Raw genomic sequence first — 25,018 nt, forward strand, 5'->3', positions numbered from 1 at the left:
CTTTTCAAAAAAAGGTGCAGCATATTTCAGCTGCACCTTATTAGAATATTACTTTAGTAACATCATCTTATTAACTTTTGTAAATGAACCTGTTTCTAATCTGTACAGATAAATTCCACTTGCCAGATTAGAAGCATTAAACTGAACAGTATAAACACCAGGAGTTTGGTCTTCGTTTACTAAAGTTGCAACTTCTCTACCTAATACATCATAAACCTTCAGTGAAACAAAACCAGATTCTTTAATTGAATAACTGATTTTTGTTGATGGGTTGAAAGGATTAGGATAGTTTTGTGCAAGCGCATAATTATCTGCTGTTAATACATCTTCAACTGAATTTGGTTCCCACAGACTTCCAATCCAGGTGTATAACCATCTTGAAACATCCTGCCAGGATTGATCTTCATTGAATGGCGAATATGTTAAGATACCCTCTCTTTCACCGGTTGCATCAGCATCGTTGATTGAATAATCGATTGGAATTCTGTAACCTTCTACTGGTGTAAACACATTATCACCACCCGGAGCTGCTAAGTCAGTCCATCTAACTCTGAATTCTACAATATAACCTGAAGGGAATTTTTCATCCCAATAATAGTCAGGACCCAATCCAACTAAACTATCTGTTCCACCTGTCTGATCTAATATTACTCTGTTCCAAGCAAATCTGATATGATAATCCGGTTCTGCACCTCTTTTATAAGTTGTGTGAGGTTTGCCATGCCAGTTATATAATCCAAGGAAAATATCCGGAGCATCATTCAGATAAGCTTGCGATTGTGCATTTTTAACAACTATGTCATCGTTAACATCGAATGCTACATAGAGATATTGATTATCAACGGCAACATAAGAAAGAACTGATAGATCATTATCTCCACTTATTGTGGTATTTGTAACTATATGTCCTGTTCCATCTGATGGAAACATTCTGAATGGAGTAATTCCTGCCCACTCGCTTAAATCACCATCAGCAACGAAGTTTGTTGGTGCATTTAATGAGATTGTAGTAACACCTTTTGCAAGGTTTGTAACTGCAGAAGAATTCTGACTAACAACACTTGCATTTCCGGATGCATCACGGCAAACAACTGCATAATAATAAGTAACATTCTGATCAGTTACAGGCGCAAAGAGCAAGTGTTCTATCAACTGACTGTTTTCAGGAACACCTAATTTTACAACTTCAACGCCAGGATCATTTACATCTGAAATCGGATTCTTGCTATAATAAACATCATACTTTTCACCTGTCTCACCAGGAACATCCTGCCATGTTACGATATTCTGATATGTACCAGCGAAAGCACTTACACCTGTTGGTGGATTTGGAGCAATTACATCAAATGTTGGATTACCTGTCCACCAATCAGTTATCCAAAGAACTCTGCCCGCTTGTCCGGAAGCTTCAGCCATCAATCCTACAACTTGAACAGAGGATGAATCAAAACCGGAAGTACCATCCTGATAAACCATTTCTCTAAGCGGGAAGTAATACTGATGCCATTGATCATCATCTATTGGCTGGAATACTGTTCCGACTTTTCCAGGACCACCTTCGTATTGTATTCTTAATGGACCAGTTCCCGGAGGACATTTAATTTTAATTTTTGCAGAGTCAGTTTGCCATGCACCGGCTAAATTAAACGGAGGATCAACTGTGCAGCCCCAACCGGTCCAGCCATTTCCCCATTCATCACCTTGTGTCCACTTAATTGCGTTTGAATTTTGTACAGGTCCTGCACCTTCAACAACTTCGATTGCTGATTGTCCCCAAGCCCAGGATGTGATGTAACTTGGGAATGTAACACCGTTAAATACAATTGCAGGAATAGCTCTTACACCAAATCTTCTGAAGCCATCAAACATTACTTCAAGAGAATCAGCAGATATACTAGTTGTAACAGCAGCTAAGTTAAAACCAACAATTTTATCAGAATCGAAATGGTTGTTGTTACGACTTCCACCACCCCATGAGTTGGGAAAGATTACAAAACCTGAGTCATTCGGAGTCATATTTCCATCTTCGCTTAAAATTCTTAATGGAACTTTTAATTCAATCCAGCTAGTTGTGTTATCAAGGATTGTTGCGTGCTCATAAAGATATTCTTCGATTGGGTCGGAAGGTGAAGGTCTGTCAGCAATGTGAATCCTGAAAACCATTTGAGTCGGACTAACCGGCGGCGTTACAACCTTAATCCATAAAGCTAATGAATCATTGATTGTCCAATCCCAGGTTTCTCCTTCAGGTAATCTTTTTATTACCTGAGCAAAACTACCCCAATCGTGATGAGAACCGATGACAAACTTAAACTGAGCTGAGCCAGTTCCCTCCATTTTATCTGCTGTATTCAGAGCAAAATCAATTCTGCTCGCACCACCTTCAGTTAGAAACTGAATTGTGGAATCCTGACTTAATTCAGTATCAAAGCTTTCAATTATCTGAGCTTGTGAAATATTGAAGCTCAGAATAACTAAAAGCAACGGAAGAAGTTTTCTCATAACTTACCTCGTTTTTGTTTAATGAATGTTTGTTTATTTAGAATATTAAATTGAATTATAATTAATTCCATAAGCTCCATAATCCGATGATTATTACAAGAATAACTACCGACATAACAAGATTAGAATTCATTTTTTTGTTTTGTTTAATAGCAACTATTCCAGAAGTGAATTCAGAAACATTCTCAACTACAAGAGTGTTGAGATTTAATGCATAAGAATTCTTTTCAGCATGCTCTTTTAAATTCATAATCAGAATTATGCTTACACTTAATAAGAACAGTAAAATTGAAAAGTGTAAAAAGTTTATGTTAAGTATCCAGATAAAAACGGGATGCAGTTCAACAGAATTATTTTGTAAAATCTGAAGAATCAATCTTCCTATTCCAATTATCTCACCTGCTATTAAGGTTATAATTGCCGTTTTAGCAGTAAGTCTTTTAGAAAATAATCCAAATAGAAAAACGGCAGTGATAGGTGGGCTTACAAATGATTGAACACTTTGCAGGAATAAATAAATTTGTGAGCTGATAACCTTAACTAATGGCACAATCAGAATTGCACCAACTACAGCAGCAGTAGTAGCCAATCTTCCCACAAGCACTAATTTTCTTTCTGATGAATCGGGATAGCGAATTTTGTAATAATCGTTTGTAAACAAAACTGATATACTGTTAAATGCGCCTGAAAGAGATGACATAATTGCTGCAAGCAAACCGGCAACAACAATTCCTTTTAATCCCAATGGGAGAACATCGCTATAAATTAAAGCAGCATAAGCAGAATCACCTTTAGATACAGGAAATAAAACAGCAGCGAATAAACCTGGCAGAACAAGAATGAATATTGGAAGAAGTTTTAGAAATGCTGCGAGCAGAGTACCTTTTCGGGCATCGTTTACTGATTTTGCACTCAATAATCTTTGAACAATGTATTGATCAGTACACCAATACCAGAATGCAATTATTGGTGCGCCAAAAATAATTCCTGTCCAAGGATAATCCGGATCACTGGCTGGTTTAAACATTGTGAAAAAATCTGAAGGAAGTTTTGAGTATAATCCACCGAATCCGCCAACAGCTATAAACCCGGCTACAGATAAAATTACTGCACCAAGAATTAAAACTATTCCCTGGAAAGTTTGTGTTTTTATAACTGCTTTAGCTCCACCGGTTACGCTGTAAAGTCCGGTAATTAAAACGATAAGAATTGATGAAGCATAAATGTTCAAACCGAAAATGTTATAGAATAGAATTCCGGCTGCAAATAGTGATACAAGAATTTTTGTGAAGATATAAATTACAATTGAGAATGCAGCAAAGAATTTTCTTATCCGGATATCAAATCTTAATTCAAGAAATTCAGGAACTGTTACAACATTTGATTTGAAATAAACAGGAGCTAAAAACCATCCAAGAAAAATCAGAGTGAAAATTGCCATTAACTCGAATTGACCTACTGCCAGTCCTCTCATTGAACCAGCACCAGCTAAACCGATAAAATGTTCGCTTGAAATGTTTGTTGCAAAAATTGAAATACCAACCGCAGCCCAACCAATATTTCTTCCGGCAAGAAAATAATCAACATAATTATCTTCATTCCTACGCGAATAATAAAATCCCAAAGTCAAAACAATTATGAGATAAAGGATAAGAATGAAACCATCTATGTAGGAAAAAATTTCCACTAAATTTTATTTCAATTTTTTACAATAAAGGAATTTGACATAAATAATGCCACCAAGAAAAAAATAAATTTTGTCTAATTGTTTACCCGATTTCTCAATAAGGAGTATTTTTTTTCAAAGCTATTTATTAAAGTGATAATAACAACTTATTATTTTAATAAAATCATTTTCTTCGTTTGGATAAAATCCCCGGCTTGCAGTTTATAGAAATATACTCCCGAGCTTAAGGAGTTTCCATCAAATTCAACTTCATAATTTCCTGGTTGTTTGTTTTCATCTATTAATGTTGTAATTAAATTTCCCAGCACATCATAAATCCTTAAAGATACTTTATTGCCTGCTGCTACATTAACTGGAATTGAAAATCTTATCTTTGTGTTTGGATTGAATGGGTTCGGGTAGTTTTGCTCAAGTGAAAATTCATCAGGAACTGTTTCTTCATTTTTCTCAGATACATCTGTCACAACTCCGCCAAGTTCATAAAATGTTGAATAGTAAGTTCTTAGTGTATCTCCAACTGCTTTCAAAGTATCTCTGTTCATTCTGTATAATCCCATACTTTGAAAACCATCCGGATGCTGATGTGAATACCAATCGAAAATACACCACCAGGTAACACCCATCAAATATCCTCCATCTCTGTAAGTTCCATCTCGTCTTATTACCGATGCACGATATGTAAACGCATTGAACGTTTCTTTGAACACAGTTACCTGAGCTTGCTGTCCATTTGTACTGTTAAGTTCTCCGCTCCAATATCCAAACTCTGTATCGAGAATTGGTTTTTCAGGATAATAATAATTTGCAAGAGTTAAAAAGTATCTTGTACCTTCATAATAAGTTCCTCCGTGAAATATTCCGAAGTACATTGTCCAGCCAGCGACATCACAATTGGATTGGGAAGCATCATTAGGACCAGGACGATCAGCAGCAGCTGATTGTGTTATCAGTCTTCCATCAGGATAGTTGAAGTTCAGATCATTTCTGACTTTATTGATAAAAACTTTTCTGTTATCAACATCAAGACATTCGTTTGTTGTGCTCCATAGAATTATTGAAGGTCTGTTGTAATCTCTGAAAACCATTTCGCGAAACATTTGTTCGTGAATGTGTCTTGCACTGTTTTGAATAACCCAGGCCAATGCAGTATCAAACCACCAGACAGGAATTTCTTCAACAACAACGATTCCTAATCTGTCTGTAATCTGATAAGTGTAAGGATGATTTGGATAATGAGCGGTCCTTAACATTGTTGCTTTAACTGATTTAACTTTTAATAAATCAGAATAAATTGAATCAACAGGAATACTTCTGCCAAAAACCGGATGATCTTCATGTCGTGCAACGCCCGTAAAGAATACAGGATTGTTATTGAGATAAACTTTATCAACAAAAGTTTTAATGGTTCTTATTCCAAATTGAGTGTAGTATGTATCAACAACATTTCCATCGACACGCACAGTAATTTTCATAATGTAGAGATTAGGATTCTTTGGGCTCCAAAGCTGAGGATTATTAACAATTAAATTGGTGCGCCATGCTTTTACTGAATCACTTTTGATTAAAATAGTATTCTGAGTTTGACCAGAAACTGATGCAGGTGTTCCAACTAAATCCGATGCTCTTTCACTGCTGATGTTCGTTTCATTTATTTCAGCATTAAATACCTCAATTGTTACTTCAGCATTCTTATCTGAAGTTGATTTGTTATTCAACACTACCGTTGTCTGAATCTGACCATTTATATCAAGTGGTACAACATCAGTTCTTATTACGGAAACAGGTTCACTTATCTCCAGATAAACATCGTGAATAATTCCTGTATAGTTAAACCAATCACATTGAGTGTACGGAACAATATCATTTCTTGTTCCCCAGGCAGGATTATCAACTCTTACGGCAATAACATTATTCCCACCATAGTTTAAAATTTGAGAAACATCAAATGCAAAAGAAGTATAACCGCCTTCGTGATAACCAACATAAACATCATTAACCCAAACATCTGCTACATAGTTTACTGCATAGAAAATCAGTTTTACAAACTTACCGTTTAATGAATCAGGAACTGAAAAATTTCTTCTGTACCAGACACCATCCTGATAATATTCAGGAACAGCAGGATATACATTCATTTGATTTTCTACCGAAGGAAGGATTTTATTCTCCCAACTATTATCATCATAAGTTGAACTTTGTCTTCCCTGAGCTTCAATCAATAAATTCTGATATCCAACCGAATCTCTTTTAGCCAATGTGATGTTGTCGTTCGCAGAAAATCTCTGCTTCTTCCACTGACCTGCAAGATTAATTATTGTTCTGTTTTGTTTTTCAAATGTTGGAACGGGCATTCCGTATTGGAAAGGAATTTTAATTCCGTCAACTGTCTTTAAGGAAAAAGTTGCTTCAAGAGATGCAACCTGAGAGAACAAATTTGATGAAATGAATAATGAAACTATGAAGATTAAAAGCAATGAAGTAATCTTATTTGACATAGCATTCCTGGATTTTTTCTGAATTAATTTTTTGCTAAGTCAATATTGATACCATTTGACAGTAAATGAATTTTACTTTGAAACGAGTTAAAAATTTGGTTGGGACTTCCTGAAATTATTAAAGTGATAAATGAGGCTTTATTAAAATAATAACCTACTATAAAATTATTCTGTGGTTTTCAATCCCAGCTCTTTTGCCATTCTGTGATAATTCGGTGGCGCAAGTCCTAATTTTCTTGCTGCTTCAGTATCTGAATTCGAATTCATTCTTACAAATCTGAAATATCTTTCACGAATTAACTTTTCAAAATCTTTCAATGGAAGAATGCTACCCGGATTGAAAAGGTCGACAAGATTTGAATCAACCTGACCTTGGGACAATTCTCCAACGCCAATTGCTCTTCTTGCAAGCGCTGGTGTAACTACAGATTCAGCATGAAATAAAATCCGCTGAACAACATTTTTCAGTTCCCGAACATTTCCGGGCCAATCATAATTCAGAAATACTTTAAGAGTTTCTTCCGGTATTTCCGGTTTCTCCCTTCCCATATCAACACTTATGTTCGAAAGGAAATAATCAACCAGTAAAGGAATATCAGAAGCTCGTTTTTTCAAGTCCGGAACAAAGATTGGCAATACATTTAATCGATAATAAAGATCCTCTCTGAATCTTTTTTCTTTAACTTCTTCTTCGATGTTTCTGTTTGTTGCTGCAATTATTCGTACATCAACTTTTATTTTTTCTGTTCTTCCGATTTTTTCAATTTCACCATCCTGAATCACTCTCAATAATTTTACCTGTGCACTCAAAGGCAACTCAGTAACTTCATCAAGAAAAATTGTTCCGTGATGAGCTATTTCAAATAATCCTGGTTTCTTTTTATCAGCTCCGGTAAAAGCCCCCTTTTCATAACCAAACAGTTCACTTTCTACCAATTGACTTGGCAAACTGCCGCAATTTATAATCACAAAGTTTTCATATTTCCTGTCGCTTCGGTAATGAATATTGTAAGCAACTAATTCTTTTCCCGTTCCAGATGCACCGCGAATCAAAGTATTAACATTACTTTTGGCAAATCTGTTAATCTCCTCTTTCAATTCTTTCATTATCGGTGATTCACCAATAATCTGTTTTTGAAAAAGAATATCCTCAACATTTCTTCTCAGCTTTAACTGCGAACGATATCTTTCTCTTTCTAAGAGTGATTTTTCGTAAGCATTAAAAAGACTCATTAAAAAATCTGTTGGCTGATAAATATAGTCTTCAATATCGCCGGGATATTTTGTGCAGTACCAAAATGCTCCTGCTTTTATAAGTTTATTTGCAAAATTGTAATCAGAAATGTTGACTGTCATTTTAGTAATGACAATAATCTGAACAGTACTATCAATTTCCTTAATCCTCTGAATTAAAGATTCTCCCATTAATCCACCGGCAATCTGATAATCCATTATTACAACATCAACATCGCCTTTATTGGATTGCAGGAATTCAACTGCAGCTTTTCCATTAGAAACAGTTTCAATGATTCTTATTCTGCTGCTGAAAGGTGAGATAGTATTTTTCACTCTCCGGACATCAAACTCTTCATCCTCAATTAGAAGTATGTTAATATTTTTTTCTTCGAAAATCATATTATCACTTTAGTTATTAATGATTATTGTAAATCTGCAACCGCACTGAGGTAAATTTTCTGCGTCAATATTCCAACCGCATCTTCTTGTCATTTCATAAGCAATATAACATCCATAGCCTGAATTTTGTAAACCTTGTGTTTTGGTTGTTGTGTTCTCGACAAATAAAAGTTTCATATTGTTTTCATTTACTTCAAGAAGTTCCGGTGCAATTCCTTTTCCGTTGTCTTCAATATGAATGTAAGATTTGTTGGTTGAAGAATCATATTTTGTTCTGACTATAATCAAAAGATTACTTTCACCGCCGTGGTCAATGCTGTTCTGAATTAATGGTTCGATTATTTCCCAAATCACAAATTCATTCACATTCACAATGGGAAGATTGTTATCCGGTTCAAAATTTATTTTGAATGCTGTTGACTGCGACGAAATTCTGAGAAAGATATTATAGATTATGAATTTTATTACTTCATTCAAATCTGTTCTGAACATCGGATTTCTGATAGTCTGAACCGGAGGATCAAACCATTTCATATCATAGATTACTCTGGAAATAAAATTGGAATATTTAGATACTCTGAATTTTATCTCATCGATATTTTTATCTGAGAGGGTTCTCAAATCTTCTTTTATAAAGCCCATTATCTTTTCAGCTTTATGATGAGTGTGATAAATTCTTTTAGTAAAGATTAATTCCTTTTCATAATTGATTTGTTTTTTGAGATTTTCTTCATGTTCTTCAAATAACATTTTTTGTGCTGCGTCTCTTTCCTTTACAGTGTATGATGAAATAAAGTACATCGCAAGCAAACCGAGCAAAATTAATGAAAGATAAATCACTGAAGTTTCATCATAATTGCTGATCACCTGATTACTTATAGAACTGAAATCAGGAGTGTTTCGAAGATATACAGCACCAAGATATTCTCCTTTAATTACGAAAGGAACAAAAGTGTTAAAAGTTCTTCTTTCTGTAATGATGCTTGTTATCTGTTCGGTTAGTTTTAAACTATCTTCAACAGCCCTATACATTCTTATTATTTCATCATTATCTCCCTTTACTGCGGCATCTTTAAAATCTTTTTCGATTAAAATACTGTATAATGTCTTTCCATCTTCAATTTTAATGATTCTATCCTTTTCTCTTACAAGCAAACAAAGATTGGTTATATTATGACTAAGTTGTTGCTGACTGAAAATAATTTCAAACGATTGTATGATTTTATTACGCTGCTCAGCATCTTGTTTATCAGTTTTGCTAATCGATTCAATCACAAGCTCCAATGCAGTAGCCGTAAGATTTGCAATCTCTTCAGCAGATTCCTTCTGATACCATTCCTGAGTTGTGGTAAGAAAATTTTTTATCGCAGCTTTATTGATAAATGAAACAATCAATTGAAAGATGAAAAGTATGAGAAACAAAACTGTTACATGCTTAAACTCAAAGTGATATTCTTTAATCTTTTCAAATATTTTTTTTCGATTATCTGCCATCAGTCAATTACGATTTTCTCTGATATTTTTTCAGAAGCCAGCTTAACTGCATCGTCAATGCTGATTTCATTCTTAAGTGCTTTGTTAATGTAAAATGAAAGTATATCAGAAACATTTGTGTATTCTTCAAGAAATGGTCTGTAAACACCAGTTCTGAAAAGATTATCATAATATTTTAACTCAGAGTGATTCTTAGTAAATGATAAATCCTGATATAATGATTTAATCACTGGTAAAAAATTTTCTTCTTCATAAAGAATTTTCTGTGCTTCGTCGCTGAGAATAAACTCGAGGAATTTCATAACCTCCGGAATTCTTTCCGAATATTTTGAAACCATAAGATTCCATCCACCAAAAACTGCAGCTGGTTCTGAACCTGCGATATGAGGCAGCGGAGCTCTTTTGATATTTGATTTAAGATTTTCACTCAGATAATTATTATCATCGCTAAGGAAATTAGGCCAGCCACGAACAGCGAAAGAATTATTGTTTACAAAGAACTGATAACTATTGTTTTCTCTTAAATCAGTTACGGCTTCTGGTGATGACTTTTTATTATAAATTAAATCGTGAAGAAACCCGATTGCCTTTCTTGTGTTTTGTTCATCGAGTTTCAATTGTTCTTTCTCTTCTATTATTCTGCTATTCAGATTAGACATTATTTCAGTAAAAGAACACAATAAACCTTCATAATCATCCGCCTGAAAAATATAAAAGTTATTATTTGGTGTTTTTAATTTTTTCTGCAATTCGAAAAATCTTTCCCAGGTAATTGATGATGCGAGTTCAGTTGAAAATTCCTGATAATCCGGAAGTTGCTTCAGCATATCATCGCGATAAAACATCAGGGCAATATCAATATAAAGAGGTAAAGCATAAAGTTTATTATCATATAAACAGGATTTTAAAGCATAAGGCAGAAGGTTATTAACTTTTTGTGAGTCAATCATTGAATCGAGTGGAAGACACCATTTTGCGAATCTCGGAACCCATATAATATCCACACTGAAGACATCTATGCGATTACTTTTACTTCTCAGATACCTTGCTAAAAGTTCTTTTCTCTCATTTGTACTGAATTTTTCAAATGGAAGATTAATAGTTTCAACCTTAATCTGACCTTCAAACTTCTTATTAAACTTATCAATTATTTTCTGATGTGCTCTGGAAATGTTATCTGCAAAATAAATTGTTTTTACTTTGCCTTTTTGATTATCAACTGCATTTGGTGAAAAAACAAAAGTGAACAGAATAAAGACTGTTACCAGAATTGTGCTTATGATTATATAAAAAACTTTTTCCAGACTTAACATAAACCACTACTCACTTAAATAACACCTGCAAATATAGAACAGTTAAAAATCTTTTTACTCACTATTCATCAGTCATTAATTTATCATTTTAATAACCTGCAATTATTAAAATAATAACTTCAGATAAAACAAACTTGCAAAGATTTATTAACTAAGTTATTTCTTAATGACTTTTGCAGGCACAATAATTGGAAAAATCTTTTCATTTAAAAGTAATTATTCGAAAATTTATCTGGAGTAACTGATGGCATCAACACCTTCATCTACAGTTAACAGTTCAGCTGCTAATACTGGTAATCAGAGAAATTATTTACCGGAATTAACTATTCTCACTTCTCTGTTTTTTATGTGGGGATTTCTTACTTGTCTTAACGATATTCTGATTCCTCATTTACAAAATGTTTTTGAACTGAATTACTTCCAATCAATGCTGGTTCAGTTTACATTTTTCCTTGCATACTTCTTAATTTCTCTTCCTTCAGGAAAACTTGTTGAAAAGGTTGGATACAAAAAAGGGATTGTTATTGGTTTGGTTACTGCAGGAATCGGAACACTGATTTTTTATCCTGCAGCAGGTTTAAGATCTTATCCGGTATTTCTTCTTGCTTTCTTTATCCTCGCATCAGGAATAACCTTACTTCAGGTTGCTGCAAATCCTTATGTAACAATTTTAGGAAAACCGGAAACAGCGTCATCAAGATTAAATCTTACACAAGCATTTAACTCACTTGGAACAACAGTAGCTCCCTATTTCGGCTCGCTGTTAATATTATCAACTGCAGTTAAAACAGCAGAAGAACTCAGTAAAATGTCTCCTGCTGAAGTTGAGGCATACAAAGCAGCCGAAGCAGCAGCTGTTCAATATCCATATCTTGGACTTGCGGCAGTTCTTTTTATTATCGCTGCAATTTTTGCTGTAATAAAACTTCCGCAAATTGAAGCAAGCACGGTTCAGTCCGGTGATGGCAATGGAAACTATGATGAAATTCACGATAGTGCCTGGGGTTATAAACATCTTCTTTTAGGTGCAATCGGAATTTTTGTTTATGTGGGTGCTGAAGTTGCCATTGGAAGTTTTCTGGTAAAATATTTTGTTTCATTGGATAGTTCAATGCTTGAAATGGAAGCAGGAAAAATGGTTTCGTTTTACTGGGGTGGTGCAATGGTAGGTAGATTTATTGGTTCGGCTGTTCAAAGAAAAATAAAACCCGGAACTGTTCTCGGATTTAATGCAATTATGGCTTCGTTACTTGTCATTATTTCTATGATCTCTGATGGCAAAGTTGCTATGTGGTCAATTCTTCTTGTTGGATTATTTAATTCAATAATGTTCCCAACTATTTTCTCACTTGCAATTCGTGGATTAGGAAAACACACCGGACAGGCATCAGGAATTCTTTGTATGGCAATTGTAGGTGGTGCTGTAATACCTGTTATTCAAGGTTTGATTGCAGATTCAATTGGAATTCATCACGCATTTATACTGCCAGTGCTTTGTTATTTGTTCATAGCTTATTATGGATTCAGAGGTAGTGTTCCTTCATTCGAAAAAGCAGCTCTTGCAGTCGAGGTAGACTAATGAGTAAAAACAAATTAGTGCTTGGCGTTGATGTTGGTGGCACTAACACTGTTTTCGGTCTGGTTGATCAGCTTGGGAATGTTTTTCTAATTGACTCAATTCCCACTCAAGCAGAAATCTCAGCAGAAAATTTGTTCTCAAGACTTTTTGAGAAATTCAAAGAGCTATCTAAAGATGTTAAAGAAGAATTTGAATTAGTTGGAATAGGTATTGGTGCACCAAATGCAAATTATTATAAAGGCACAGTAGAAAATCCACCAAACCTTAATTGGGGATATGTAGATGTAATCTCTTTAATAAAAAATTATTCATCAGTTCCTGTTGCTTTAACCAATGATGCAAATGCAGCTGCTTTGGGTGAAATGTATTACGGAGCAGCTAAAGGAATGAAAGATTTCATCGTAATAACTTTGGGAACTGGCTTAGGAAGTGGAATTGTAGTTAACGGAAATCTTGTCTATGGTCATGATGGTTTTGCGGGAGAAATCGGACACACAATTTACGATCCTCAGGGAAGACAGTGTGGTTGCGGAAGAAAAGGTTGTCTTGAGACTTATGCATCGGCACCTGGAATTAAAAGAACCGTGATGGAACTTATTGCAAATACCAATTTTAAGAGCAAACTTCGTTCGGTTAGTTATGAAAGTCTGGATGCAAAACTTATTACTGAACTTGCTTTGCAAGGTGATAGGATAGCACTGGAAGCTTTTGATTTCACAGCAAGAGTGCTTGGAATTAAACTCGCTGATGCAGTTGCACATACAAGTCCTGAAGCAATAATACTCTTTGGTGGACTTGCAAACGCCGGCGATTTATTGTTAGTTCCAACTAAAAAATATCTTGAAGAAAATGTTTTTCATGTTTTCAGAAATAAAGTTAAGATATTAAAGTCTGAACTCAATGAAGGAAAATCCGCTGTACTTGGTGCTGCAGCACTAATATGGCACGAGCTTAACACTATGGTAATAACCCAATAATGAATTTGTTGAAAAGAATATTTTTATCTATCAGGAATTACTTTAAAGCCGAAACTGAAAAGGTTGTGCTTCAACAAAAGACTTGTCATCACTGCGCTTCGAGAGGAGTATTCATTTATCCGGAAATCAAAAAAGATGAAAAAAATAAATAACTTTCTGTTTTTTTTAATTGCTTCCCTGTTAATTATCATTTCAACAGATGCCTATTCACAATCAAAAAATTTCTTCTCTGTAAAAGGAAAAGAAATAATTGATCAGGGCGGAAATCCAATTCTACTTAAGGGTATTAATCTTGGTAACTGGCTTGTACCGGAAGGTTATATGTTCCACTTCAGTAAAATTAATTCTCCACAATTCATATACTTATTTTTCAATACTCTTATTGGATATGAAGAGGCGAATAAATTTTGGGAAGAATTCAGAAAGACTTATATCACCAAAGAAGATATACATTTTATAAAATCACTGGGGTTTAATAGTGTAAGAATTCCTTTCAACTATCGTTTGTTCATCACTGATTATCCCTTTTATGAACTTAAGGGTGTTGGATACCAACTACTCGATAGCGTAATAAGCTGGTGCAAACAGGAAAATCTTTATGTAATTCTTGATATGCATTGCGCACCGGGAGGACAAACCGGCGATAATATTGACGACAGTTTTGGCTATCCGTTTCTTTTTGATAGTCCTCTTGCTCAGGAACACACAACTCAAATATGGAAGCGATTAGCAGAGATTTATAAAGATGAAGAAATCGTGATCGGTTATGATTTACTGAATGAACCAATTGCCCACTACTTTGATGTTGACAGATTAAAACCACTGCTTGAACCTCTTTATAAAAAAATAACAACCGCCATTAGAGAAGTCGATTCTAACCATATTATTTTTCTTGGTGGAGCAATCTGGGACAGCGATTTTTCGATTTTCAACAAACCATTCGATGATAAACTTGTTTATACATTTCATAAATATTGGACTGAACCAACTCAGAATGTAATTCAAAGTTATATTGATTTCAGAGACAAGTACAATGTCCCTATCTGGCTTGGTGAATCGGGTGAAAATACAAACGAATGGATAACCGAGTTCAGAATTGTTCTCGAGAAAAATAATATCGGCTGGTGTTTCTGGCCTTATAAAAAATTGGATAACGAAAGAGGTGTTGTCTCAATCAGGCATCCTTCAAATTATGATTTGATAAAAGATTTTGCCGAATCTTTCGAACTTTCTTACAGTTATATAAGAGATAACAGACCTGATAAACACAAAGTAAGAGAAATACTTAAGAATTATCTGGAGAATTCTAAAATTCAAAATTGTATTATTAACAAAGATTACATAAAAGCTTTGGGACTTAAATAAAATTAATCAACCTCAAGCCAGCAAACATTTTTACAAATCTATCAAGTAATAGGTTTAATTATCGATCAAATATTCTGAAATGATTTTATTATTTTAATTTGGTTAGTTCATAAAATAATAATTTAATGTTATTCAAGATTATATGATTAGAAATACTCAATATCTCTTCTTGGTTTTATATATAATACTGAGCCACTTAAATGTTTCTCTCGGACAAACAAGTTCCAACATTGTTGCAGAAATAGCCAACACAAAAATTACAGATAAGGAATTTATTTATCGTCTTGAATTATCTCCGTTCATTACTCATAAATCTGCCTGGAATCAGGATTCACTCAAATCAGATTTTCTCTACTCACTTGTTGCAGAAAGATTATGGTATCTCGACGCTCTCGAAAAAGGACTTGCGGAATCAGAGGACTTCAAGTTTTATTTCAAATCACTTGAAGATATTTTTTTGCGGGATGCATTATTCAAAAAAGAAGTTGAAGGAAAGGTAAAACTATCTGCTGAAGATGTGTCGAATGCTCTCAATAAAGCTCAGTACAAATTGATATCGAATATTCTGACTTCAAACGATTCAAGTTTAATATTTGAATTATATTCTAAACTTAAGATAACTGATAATCACGATTCCTTACTAACATTAAAACCATTTAATTCTGTTACAGCGAATCAATTTGAAATTACCCTCGGTTCGTTAAGAGATGAAGAAATTGAAGATTTTCTCTTTACTCTTTCACCAAATGAATTTACCGAACCAATAAAGAGTGAAGTAGGATGGGTAATTTTTTTAATCAAAGATAAATTATTTACACCAATTGATATTTCAGATGAAGCGACCGTTAATAAAATTAAAAATATTGTACGAAGCAGAAGGATTATGCTGAGAACAAATGAATATCTACAAAATCTGTTAAACGATATTATAATCAACATAGATGAAACTTCATTCCTGCTTGTATCAGAAAAAATTTTTGAGAGATTGAGTTTTTTATCTCAATCGAAAAAGGACACTTCAGGGTTAATTCTAAGTGATAATGATTATCGCATTATCAAGTCTCAACTTGGTGAAGAGAATCTCAGCAAAGAACTTTTCAAAGTCTTTGATAAAAAAGTTACTGTTTGGGATTTTTTAGCTAATCTTGCTTTTGAAGAACATCGCTTTCAAAAAATTGAAAAGAATATTGTGTTCCAGAAATTAAATAGAATTGCAAAAGACTTTGTACAACAACAAATTCTTACTTATGAAGCAAAGAAATCCGGACTTGATAAGCAAAAAAATATTTATGATGAACTTGAATTGTGGAAACAAAATTATCTTGCTCAGCTTAATAAATTAACTTTTCTTGATTCTGCAAAAGTTGATGATAACGAACTAAATCAATATCTGGAGGAAAGTTCAAAGAAAGAAAATTCTTTGATTTATCTGAATCTTAAACTCCTCACTTTACCTTCACTTCAGGAAATGGAAAATGTTCTTGTGCGGTTAACAGAAGGACAGACTTTTGACGAAATAATACAACAATTCGGTAAGACAGATCCGCTTGTTGATGAAAATGCTCAGACTGGATTGCAGCCAGCATTTGCATTGGGTGACATCGGGACAATTGCAAGCCAATTGAATGTTAATAAGCTCTACGGTCCGATAAAAAGAAGCGATGGTTACACTTTATTAATGGTCACAGAAAAGAAAACCGCTTCCGATTCTTTAAAAATTGATAACAACACAACAAAAGAAAAACTCAGAGGTTTTCTCTTTCAAAAGAAACTCAACGAAACTATTTCCCGAAAAACAATCCAACTAGCTCAAAGATATAATGCAAAAGTTTATGAAGATAATGCACTCCAAACAAAAACGACAGGTATTCAGATGTTTGTTCACCGATTGATGGGTTTTGGTGGAAGAATAGCTGGCATTCCTTTGCTCGATAATTGGGCAGACTGGATTGATACAAAAAAATTGAAAGAAGTAATGCTGCCATAATTTTCTCTGTTATTTATTTGAGGCATTTATGAAGCCATTCGAAACTAAATTTTCTTTACTCATAATTCTGTTTTACAGCATTAAAATTTATTCACAGGTTTTCGTAAATCAGTCCGGATATAAAACCGAATTACCCAAAATATTTTATACAAACATCTCAGCATCAAATTTCGATGTTGTAGATTCAGAAACCGGGACTACTTTTTACAACGGTAATCTTCAGCTTATCAGTTCAAATGATCCGGGAGCCGGAATGCCAGTTAGAAAAGGAGATTTCACTTCATTAAACAGATTTGGAAATTACTTTATCAGATTAAATACAAACGATACTTCATATCATTTCTCTATTAATCAAAATGTTTATTATGATCTTTTTAACAAATCTTTAAAGTCATTTTATTTTCAAAGATGTGGAGCGCAATTATTATATACGCATGCCGGACAATATCAGAGAAATATTTGCCACACAGGCGATGCATTCTTTCATTCATCAACCGGACAAAGTGGATTTAAATTTTCACGCGGTGGTTGGCACGATGCAGGTGATTACGGAAAATATATTGTTAATGCCGGTATCAGCGCAGCAACCCTGTTAATGGCTTATGAATACTTTCCATCTTATTTCAGTAATGATAATTTAAATATTCCGGAAAGTGGTAACGGAATTCCTGATATCCTTGATGAAGTGAAATATGAAGTTCAATGGTTTCTGACAATGCAGGATACAAGTGGTGCTGTTTATTTCAAGTTGACAAAAGAGCAATTCGAACCTTTTGTAATGCCTTCGCAGGATTCCGGTATGAGATACATTTATGAAAAATCATCTGCTGCAACAGCAAATTTTATTTCCGTGTTAGCACGATTTTACAGAGTTTACAAAAATTATGATTCAACATTTGCAAACGATTGTTTAAATGCTGCATTAGATGCCTGGGAATGGTTATCAAATCAAATTTCAATTGTTCCTCCGGGAGGATTTCATAATCCGCCAGGAACTTATACCGGGGAATATGGTGATAACAATGATTTCGATGAGAGATTATGGGCAGCAGCAGAATTGTTTGAATCAACAGGAGATCAAATCTTTAAAGAATATTATGAATTCAATTACAACATTTCCGGCTTATTCAATTCAACAATGAACTGGCAGAATGTTAAATCGCTCGCACACATTACTTATTTATTTTCCAAACAACTTAATACCGATCCAATCATTAAAGCTCAATTAGCTGCTTCATTAGATTCATATTGTAATTCTCTTCTGACAAAAGTTAATGCAAATGGTTTCGGAGTAACATTGAATCCCGGCGAATATTATTGGGGTTCAAATTCACAAGTGCTTAACAATGCAGTTTTATTAATTCTTTCTCACACAAAAAATAATAACCTGAATTATCTGAAAGCAGCTTTAGAACAATTAAATTACGTAACCGGGTGTAATGCACATAACTTATCATTTATTACCGGAGTTGGAATAAAATATCCGATGCATCCGCATCATCGTCCTTCCGAAGCAGATGGAATTGTTGAGCCAATTCCCGGTTTAATTGTTGGAGGCCCGAATCAATATCTGAACGACCCTGTTTTACAACAACACTTTAATCAGAATACACCACCAGCATTATGTTATATTGATGATGTGGGAAGTTATGCTTCGAATGAAATCGCTATAAATTGGAATGCACCACTTGTGCTTGTTTCGGGTTATTTTAATAATATTTCAACTACCTCAGTCGAAGAAGATAATGAATTCAATCCACAAGGGTTTTATCTTGAACAAAATTTTCCGAACCCATTTAATTCATCAACCAGAATTAAATGGTATTCACCCGAAAGTGGATGGCAAACAATTAAACTTTATGATACTCTTGGAAGAGAATTAGAAACTATTGCAGAAGGATATTTTCTTAAAGGAAATCATTCTCATTTATTTCAGATTGATAGTTTTTTACCAAGCGGTGTTTATTATTATCAGTTAAATTGCGGTAGTTCCTTTCTTTCAAAGAAAATGATCTATCTCAAATAATTTTAAGGGTTTTGATATGAAAAAATTTTTACTGCTTATTTCTATTTTATTGTTTAATGTCAGTATTGCCCAAACTTACTATTCACCTGATAAGAATCTTCAATTAAGCATTAGCATAAACGAAAAGGGTGAGCTTTATTATCAATTAAAGTTCAAAGACAAATTCGTTGTGAAGAGTAGTAAACTTGGATTTATCCTAAATGAGAATGATGATTTTTATAGTTCATTTAAAGTTGAAAACATAGATCAGAGTTATGTTAGCGAAAAGTGGCCAACAGTCTGGGGTGAGATTGATTCGATATTAAATCAATTCAATGAAGTAAAAGTAGCTTTAAAACAAGAATCATCAGAAAGACAGTTAATAATTACTTTTAGAATTTTTAATGATGGACTTGGATTCAGATACGAATTTCCAAAACAGGAAAATCTGAAATATTTTATTGTAAAAGATGAACTTTCTGAATTTTCACTTTCGGGAAATCACAAGGCATTCTGGATTCCCGGAGATTATGACTCACAGGAATATACTTACACAACTTCCAGAATATCAGAAGTGAATTCTGCTAAAGGATTAAGCTTCGATGATATAATTGTAAAATCAATTCCCGGGAATAATTTTGTTCAAACTCCATTGATGCTAAAAAGCGACGATGGATTATATATTAACATTCACGAAGCTGCCCTACTTGATTATCCTGTTATGTACCTTGAAGTTGACAAAGAAAGTTTTGTTCTAAGATCTCACCTTTGTCCTGACATCTTTGGAAATAAAGCTTATCTGCAAACTCCGTTCAGTACTCCATGGCGAACAATAATTGTTTCAGAGAAAGCTGAAAAGATTCTGGAATCAAATCTCATCTTAAATCTTAATGAACCTTCTAAAATAAAAGATGTAAGCTGGATAAAACCACAAAAGTATATAGGAATTTGGTGGGGAATGCATGTTGGTCTGTATAGTTGGAATTATGCAGACCTGGATAACATCAGAATAGAAGCGACCGATTGGAAAAATCTAAAACCAAATGGAAAACACGGCGCAACAACCGAAAGAACAAAAAGATACATCGACTTTGCAGCAAAATATGGTTTTGATGCTGTATTGATTGAAGGTTGGAATGTTGGTTGGGAAGATTGGTTTGGTCACTGGAAAGAAAATGTTTTCGATTTTATTACTCCATATCCAGATTTTGATGTTGAGGAAGTAAGTAACTACTCGAAAGCAAAATCAGTAAATCTCATAATGCATCATGAAACATCTGCTTCAGTTACCAATTATGAGCGAAGATTGGATGAAGCTTTTAGATTTTTGAAAAATTATAATTATAATTCCATTAAGACTGGATATGTTGGAAGAATAATTCCAAGAGGCGAACATCATGATGGACAATGGATGGTTAATCATTTTACTCGTGTTCTTGAAAAAGCTGCCAAAGAAAAAATTTGTATTGATTCTCACGAATCAGTAAGACCAACCGGTTTGCACAGAACTTATCCAAACTGGCTTTCTGCTGAAGCATCGCGAGGAAATGAGTTTAATGCATGGAGTGATGGAAACCCACCTGAACACGAAACCATTTTACCATTCACAAGACTTATTGGCGGACCAATGGATTACACTCCGGGAATTTTTCAGATTAAAATGGATTACTATAATCCCGGAAACAAATTTCAGGTGCACACAACATTGGCAAAACAACTTGCTCTTTTTGTGATAATGTATAGTCCGATTCAAATGGCTGCTGATTTACCAGAAAATTATGAAAGATTTCCTGACGCATTTCAATTCATTGTTGATGTACCAGTTGACTGGCAAAGAAAAAAAGTATTAAGCGCAGAACCTGGTGATTTTATAGTGATTGCAAGAAAAGATAGAAATTCTGAAAACTGGTTTCTTGGTGCTGTAACGGATGAAAATGAAAGAGAATTTGAATTGTCTCTCGAATTTTTGGATGAAGGAAATTATGAAGCTATTTTTTATTGTGATTCAAACGATGCAAACTGGAAAACAAATCCAATGTCTTATAAAATTGAGAAAAGAGTTGTAACTAACTCCGATAAAATTAAAATCCGTTTGGCAGAAGGCGGAGGTTGTGCAATATCATTTATAAAAAAATAATTTGTTTGATTTTGTTAACTGAGGTATTTATTTGATTGGAAGTCTTCTAATTTTCAATAATTACCAAATAAAAAGCCCTAATGTTTTATCTGCGGCTGTTGGCTCCGCGAGCAGTCCGTTAGCTAACGGATCGAACCTGTAACCGGCTAATTTATTGTTGATGTTTCTGTTTAATCAGATTCCAAATAAATTCCCGTCCTTTTTGCGATTTTAACTGTCTCTCCCGCTTCATAGCCTCTGCTCTTGTCGGATATTCCTCTCTATAAACCAGTTACCACGGTTGATATCTTTTTGAATAAACTGATAACAAACCATTATTGTGCTCAAACATTCTGCGCTCAATATTTTCAGTTTGACCAATATAAATCTTGTTGAACTTCTCTGAATAGATTGTATATACTGTGTACATAACTAAAAAACCCCAGAGAATATCTGAGGTTTTGTTTTTGTTGGCTCCGCGAGCAGGACTCGAACCTGCAACCCTCCGGTTAACAGCCGGATGCTCCACCATTGAGCTATCGCGGAATTTCATTAAAAATTGCGTTCAAAAATAATGTTGCACCCCTTCTTTGTCAAGCTGATTTTCAGATTATTATAGTGTTTATTTTTTCTCTGAGGCAAGTTTTATTATCAGATCAGTTAATTCATCAATTTCATTTGCTTTATCAAAAAAATAATTGGCACCTGCACGCAATATCATTTTTTTCATTTGTTCATCAGCAAAGTTAGAAATTACAATATTAATAACATCTTTGCTTTTATAACTCGAATATTTTATTAAATCCACAGCAGTACCATCTGGTAAATTATAATCCAATAGGCATACATCCGGATCATTTTCTGAAAGAAATTTTAGTGCAGATTTAACATTTGCACCTTCCCCAATTATCTCAACTTTTTCAACTTCACTGAATACACGCACTAAGCTTTTTCTTACATAAGGTGAATCATCTACAATATATAATTTTAGTTTTTGCATAACATTGCAATTCCTAATCCGTATTTAAGGATTTTCCCGAAAGAATTCCTCTGGACAAAGTCTGATTTGTTTGTAGTATTTTTACGACAAGAATTCTTAGATGAGATTATTCTGAATAGCGTATCGAATTATTTCTGCATTCGATTTCAGGTTTAGCTTTTCAAGTATGCGGGAACGATAAGTATTGACAGTACTTGAACTGAGAGCAAGTTCATTTGAAATTTCGACCTGAGTTTTACCTTTAGCTAATAGAATCATTATTTGAAATTCGCGATCGGAGAGAATCTCGTGTGGTTTTTTATCAGGAATGTTTTGTTTTCTGAATAATAATTTCTCTGCAAAAGCCGGACTTACATAATTGCCACCTTTAGCGATTTTATGAAGAGCATTTAGTAATTCTTCAGAAGCTGATTCTTTAGTAATATATCCGGAAGCACCGGCTTTAATTGTTCTTTCACCAAACTGATCTTCTGAATACATGCTTAAAATCAGAACTTTAACTTCCGGCTTAATATTTTTTACATGCTTAAGAATATCCAAACCGCTTCTGCCGGGCATATTTAAATCAAGTATCAGAATATCAACTTCATTATCATTTATAAAATCAAGAACTTCATCGGGATCACCGGATTCTCCAACAATCGTAAAATTTTTTTCAGATGAAAGGATTTTTTTCAATCCTTCTCTAATGAGTAGATGGTCGTCGGCCAAGTAGACTTTCAATGGTTTCATGGTGGTTCCGTTTTTTAATTATTATTTTTAGGAACACTTAGCAATACCGATGTACCTGAACCGGGAAGTGATTCAATTTTGAGTTTAGCTCCGAATGTCAAAGCCCTTTCTTTCATTCCTGTAATTCCGATTGAATGAAGAGGGTCTAATTTATCCAGACTAAATCCTCTTCCGTTATCTTTAATTTCAATACAAATATTATTGTCTGATTCAAATATATTCAAATTAATTTCATTTGCTTGAGAGTGTCGCAACACATTTGTTAGTGATTCCTGAATAATGCGATATATATTTAATTGTTTGTCTTTTGGCAAATCAATATTCTTAATCTTTGGCGAATAATTGACTTTGATTCCTGAACGTGAAATAAACTGCTCAACTAACCATTCAACTGCAGGAATTAAACCGAGATTATCAAGAACTTCTGGTCTTAACTCCGAAATAAGCTTTTTCAATCTTCTTACTGAGTGTTCAATCATTTCATTCATTGATTGAATTTCATTTTCGAAAATTGTTTTATCAAAAGATTCATCTTCCTGAATTACCTGTTTGGTCATCATCATCAGATTCATTTTTACTGATGTAAGAATTTGTCCCAGCTCATCGTGCAGTTCTCTTGCAATAGCTGCTCTTTCTTCTTCTCTTACTGATTGAAGATGTGAGGCAAGTGCTCTCAGCTTCTGCTCAGATTTAATCAACTCCTCTTTTGATTTTTCTCTTTCGGTAACATCTATTCCCATTGATATTACTTCAACGAGATTCCCATTTTCATCAAGTATTGGAGTATTATACCATTCGCATAATATTATTCTTCCATCTTTTGTGATGTTCTCATTGATTCCATTCGCATTCATATCACCGAGTATCCATCTTTTTCTTTTCTCTTCAACCAAAGGTTTTGATGATTCGGGGATCAAAAATTCATAAGGATCTTTTCCTTTTACTTCTTTGTTGGTATAACCAAAAATCTTTTCGGCTTCGGGATTAAAAAATTTTATTTTGAAATCTTTATCAATAATCAGATAAGCAAGAGGGATTCTTTCCAGATGCAACTGAAGTCTTTGAAGTAACTCCTCATTTTCGATGTAAAGTCTCTTATAGTTTTCTTCTGTTTCTTTTAACTTTGTAAGGTCGAGAGCATAACCAAGAATTTCATCCCGTTTATTCCCTACTACTACGAATCCAACAAGCACCCAAATCCGTTCACCGTTCTTCTTTATGAATTGCTTTTCATATGGATGACAGGAACCTATTACAACTGCACTCCTTATATTTTCTTCATCGAGTGTAAAATACTCTGGTGGAGTAAAATTCTGAATTCTGATTTTTTCATTTACAATATCTTCTTTGGTTAATCCAAGAATTCTAAGAAACTCGTCATTTGCTGAAAAAACATTTCCATTCAAATCACCATAGAATGTTCCAATAACATCGGAATTAAAAAATGCTCTGAATCTTTCTTCACTTTGTTTTAGAATATCTTCTGCATGTTTTCGTTCAGAAATATCTCTTACTAATCCCTGAAATCTTTTATCAGGAAGCATCTTAGCAACAATTTCGCAATGAAGGATGCTTCCATCTTTCTTTTTCAATTTTCTTTCAACTGTAACAGTCTCACCTGCTAAAAGTTTATCCAGAGCAAGAGGCGAAGCTGAACTATCATAATAAATTAAATCACGAAGATTCTTTTCAAGTAACTCTTCTTTGCTGTATCCAAGCATTCTGCATCCAACGGGATTAACATCAATATATTTTCCTTTTTCATCGGCAATAAAGATTCCTTCTGAAGCATATTCAATTATCATTTTCGTTTTTTCCTGTTCATCAGCAATTTTCTTTTTCATCAGCTCGGCTTGTTCTCTTGCAGACTTTTCGATTCTCAAAGCATCTTCAATTTTTTTTCTATCATATTTTATTAAAAAGTACAGAAGTAAAGTTGATGCAAAAACAAATATCCAACCCTTAACGGTCTGAAGTCTTGTTAACTCATTCGGATTTGAAGTGAGTCTTTCCACAAATGCATCTGATGTGAAAATCCAGATTGTGCTTAATATCAAATAGATAAGAGGAATCTTAAATGCTCTGACAAAACTTAATATTTTTTGCTTTAGGTTTTCGGGCATAATTTTAT

At 33.9% G+C, this 25,018-nt stretch carries 16 protein-coding genes and 1 tRNA gene; 6 read left to right on the top strand and 11 right to left on the bottom strand.

The annotated features are described in order from the left end of the window. Window positions 1-48: 48 nt before the first annotated feature. The 6 genes from Q0X14_RS07545 to Q0X14_RS07570 all read right to left on the bottom strand — a co-directional run bounded on the left by Q0X14_RS07545 (window position 49) and on the right by Q0X14_RS07570 (window position 11,126). Entirely contained in the window at window positions 49-2,502 is a 2,454-nt protein-coding gene (locus tag Q0X14_RS07545; protein WP_297844655.1) for a sugar-binding protein, read from the bottom strand. Window positions 2,503-2,563: 61 nt separating this feature from the next. Next, window positions 2,564-4,189, bottom strand: coding sequence for a sodium/solute symporter (locus Q0X14_RS07550; RefSeq protein WP_297844659.1), 1,626 nt, complete (start codon window positions 4,187-4,189; stop codon window positions 2,564-2,566). A 149-nt stretch (window positions 4,190-4,338) separates the two neighbouring features. Next, window positions 4,339-6,684, bottom strand: coding sequence for a glycoside hydrolase family 2 TIM barrel-domain containing protein (locus Q0X14_RS07555; RefSeq protein ID WP_297844661.1), 2,346 nt, complete (start codon window positions 6,682-6,684; stop codon window positions 4,339-4,341). A gap of 165 nt (window positions 6,685-6,849) precedes the next feature. Further along, window positions 6,850-8,319 carry a sigma-54 dependent transcriptional regulator gene (locus Q0X14_RS07560; protein WP_297844665.1) on the bottom strand — a complete coding sequence of 490 codons (1,470 nt, stop codon included), beginning with the start codon at window positions 8,317-8,319 and terminating at the stop codon, window positions 6,850-6,852. Between the two features lie 9 nt (window positions 8,320-8,328). Further along, window positions 8,329-9,813, bottom strand: coding sequence for an ATP-binding protein (locus Q0X14_RS07565; protein WP_297844668.1), 1,485 nt, complete (start codon window positions 9,811-9,813; stop codon window positions 8,329-8,331). Then, window positions 9,813-11,126, bottom strand: coding sequence for an extracellular solute-binding protein (locus Q0X14_RS07570; RefSeq protein ID WP_297844671.1), 1,314 nt, complete (start codon window positions 11,124-11,126; stop codon window positions 9,813-9,815). Before Q0X14_RS07570 ends, Q0X14_RS07565 begins: the two co-directional genes overlap by 1 nt. A 244-nt stretch (window positions 11,127-11,370) precedes the next feature. On the opposite strand from Q0X14_RS07570, the gene fucP reads away from it, so the two are divergent. From fucP to Q0X14_RS07600, 6 genes are all read left to right on the top strand, one after another. Next, window positions 11,371-12,705, top strand: a complete 1,335-nt coding sequence (gene fucP, locus Q0X14_RS07575; protein ID WP_297844674.1) for an L-fucose:H+ symporter permease — start codon at window positions 11,371-11,373, stop codon at window positions 12,703-12,705. Continuing rightward, entirely contained in the window at window positions 12,705-13,682 is a 978-nt protein-coding gene (locus Q0X14_RS07580) for an ROK family protein (protein WP_297844677.1), read from the top strand. The genes fucP and Q0X14_RS07580 overlap by 1 nt, the downstream gene beginning before the upstream one ends. A 135-nt stretch (window positions 13,683-13,817) precedes the next feature. After that, entirely contained in the window at window positions 13,818-15,047 is a 1,230-nt protein-coding gene (locus tag Q0X14_RS07585) for a glycoside hydrolase family 5 protein (protein WP_297844681.1), read from the top strand. Window positions 15,048-15,189: 142 nt separating this feature from the next. Further along, window positions 15,190-17,034, top strand: coding sequence for a peptidyl-prolyl cis-trans isomerase (locus Q0X14_RS07590; RefSeq protein ID WP_297844684.1), 1,845 nt, complete (start codon window positions 15,190-15,192; stop codon window positions 17,032-17,034). Between the two features lie 28 nt (window positions 17,035-17,062). Next, on the top strand, window positions 17,063-19,060 hold the full coding sequence (locus Q0X14_RS07595) for a glycoside hydrolase family 9 protein (RefSeq protein WP_297844687.1): 1,998 nt from the start codon (window positions 17,063-17,065) through the stop codon (window positions 19,058-19,060). A gap of 16 nt (window positions 19,061-19,076) precedes the next feature. Next, the gene (locus Q0X14_RS07600) at window positions 19,077-21,176 is read left to right on the top strand and encodes a glycoside hydrolase family 97 protein (RefSeq protein ID WP_297844689.1); all 2,100 of its coding nucleotides are present in this window, start codon (window positions 19,077-19,079) and stop codon (window positions 21,174-21,176) included. 271 nt (window positions 21,177-21,447) lie between these two features. On the opposite strand, the gene Q0X14_RS07605 is transcribed toward Q0X14_RS07600, so the two are convergent. The 5 genes from Q0X14_RS07605 to Q0X14_RS07625 form a co-directional block, all read right to left on the bottom strand. Beyond that, window positions 21,448-21,585: a GIY-YIG nuclease family protein gene (locus Q0X14_RS07605; RefSeq protein WP_297844692.1), complete on the bottom strand. Its 138-nt coding sequence runs from the start codon at window positions 21,583-21,585 to the stop codon at window positions 21,448-21,450. A gap of 41 nt (window positions 21,586-21,626) precedes the next feature. Next, window positions 21,627-21,701: transfer RNA gene (locus Q0X14_RS07610), tRNA-Asn, on the bottom strand. A 76-nt stretch (window positions 21,702-21,777) separates the two neighbouring features. After that, entirely contained in the window at window positions 21,778-22,155 is a 378-nt protein-coding gene (locus Q0X14_RS07615; protein ID WP_297844695.1) for a response regulator transcription factor, read from the bottom strand. 96 nt (window positions 22,156-22,251) lie between these two features. Then, window positions 22,252-22,887 carry a response regulator transcription factor gene (locus Q0X14_RS07620; protein ID WP_297844697.1) on the bottom strand — a complete coding sequence of 212 codons (636 nt, stop codon included), beginning with the start codon at window positions 22,885-22,887 and terminating at the stop codon, window positions 22,252-22,254. Between the two features lie 14 nt (window positions 22,888-22,901). Then, entirely contained in the window at window positions 22,902-25,010 is a 2,109-nt protein-coding gene (locus Q0X14_RS07625) for a PAS domain S-box protein (protein ID WP_297844699.1), read from the bottom strand. Window positions 25,011-25,018: the final 8 nt, after the last annotated feature.

Source organism: Ignavibacterium sp. (assembly GCF_025998815.1).
Lineage (GTDB): Bacteria > Bacteroidota > Ignavibacteria > Ignavibacteriales > Ignavibacteriaceae > Ignavibacterium.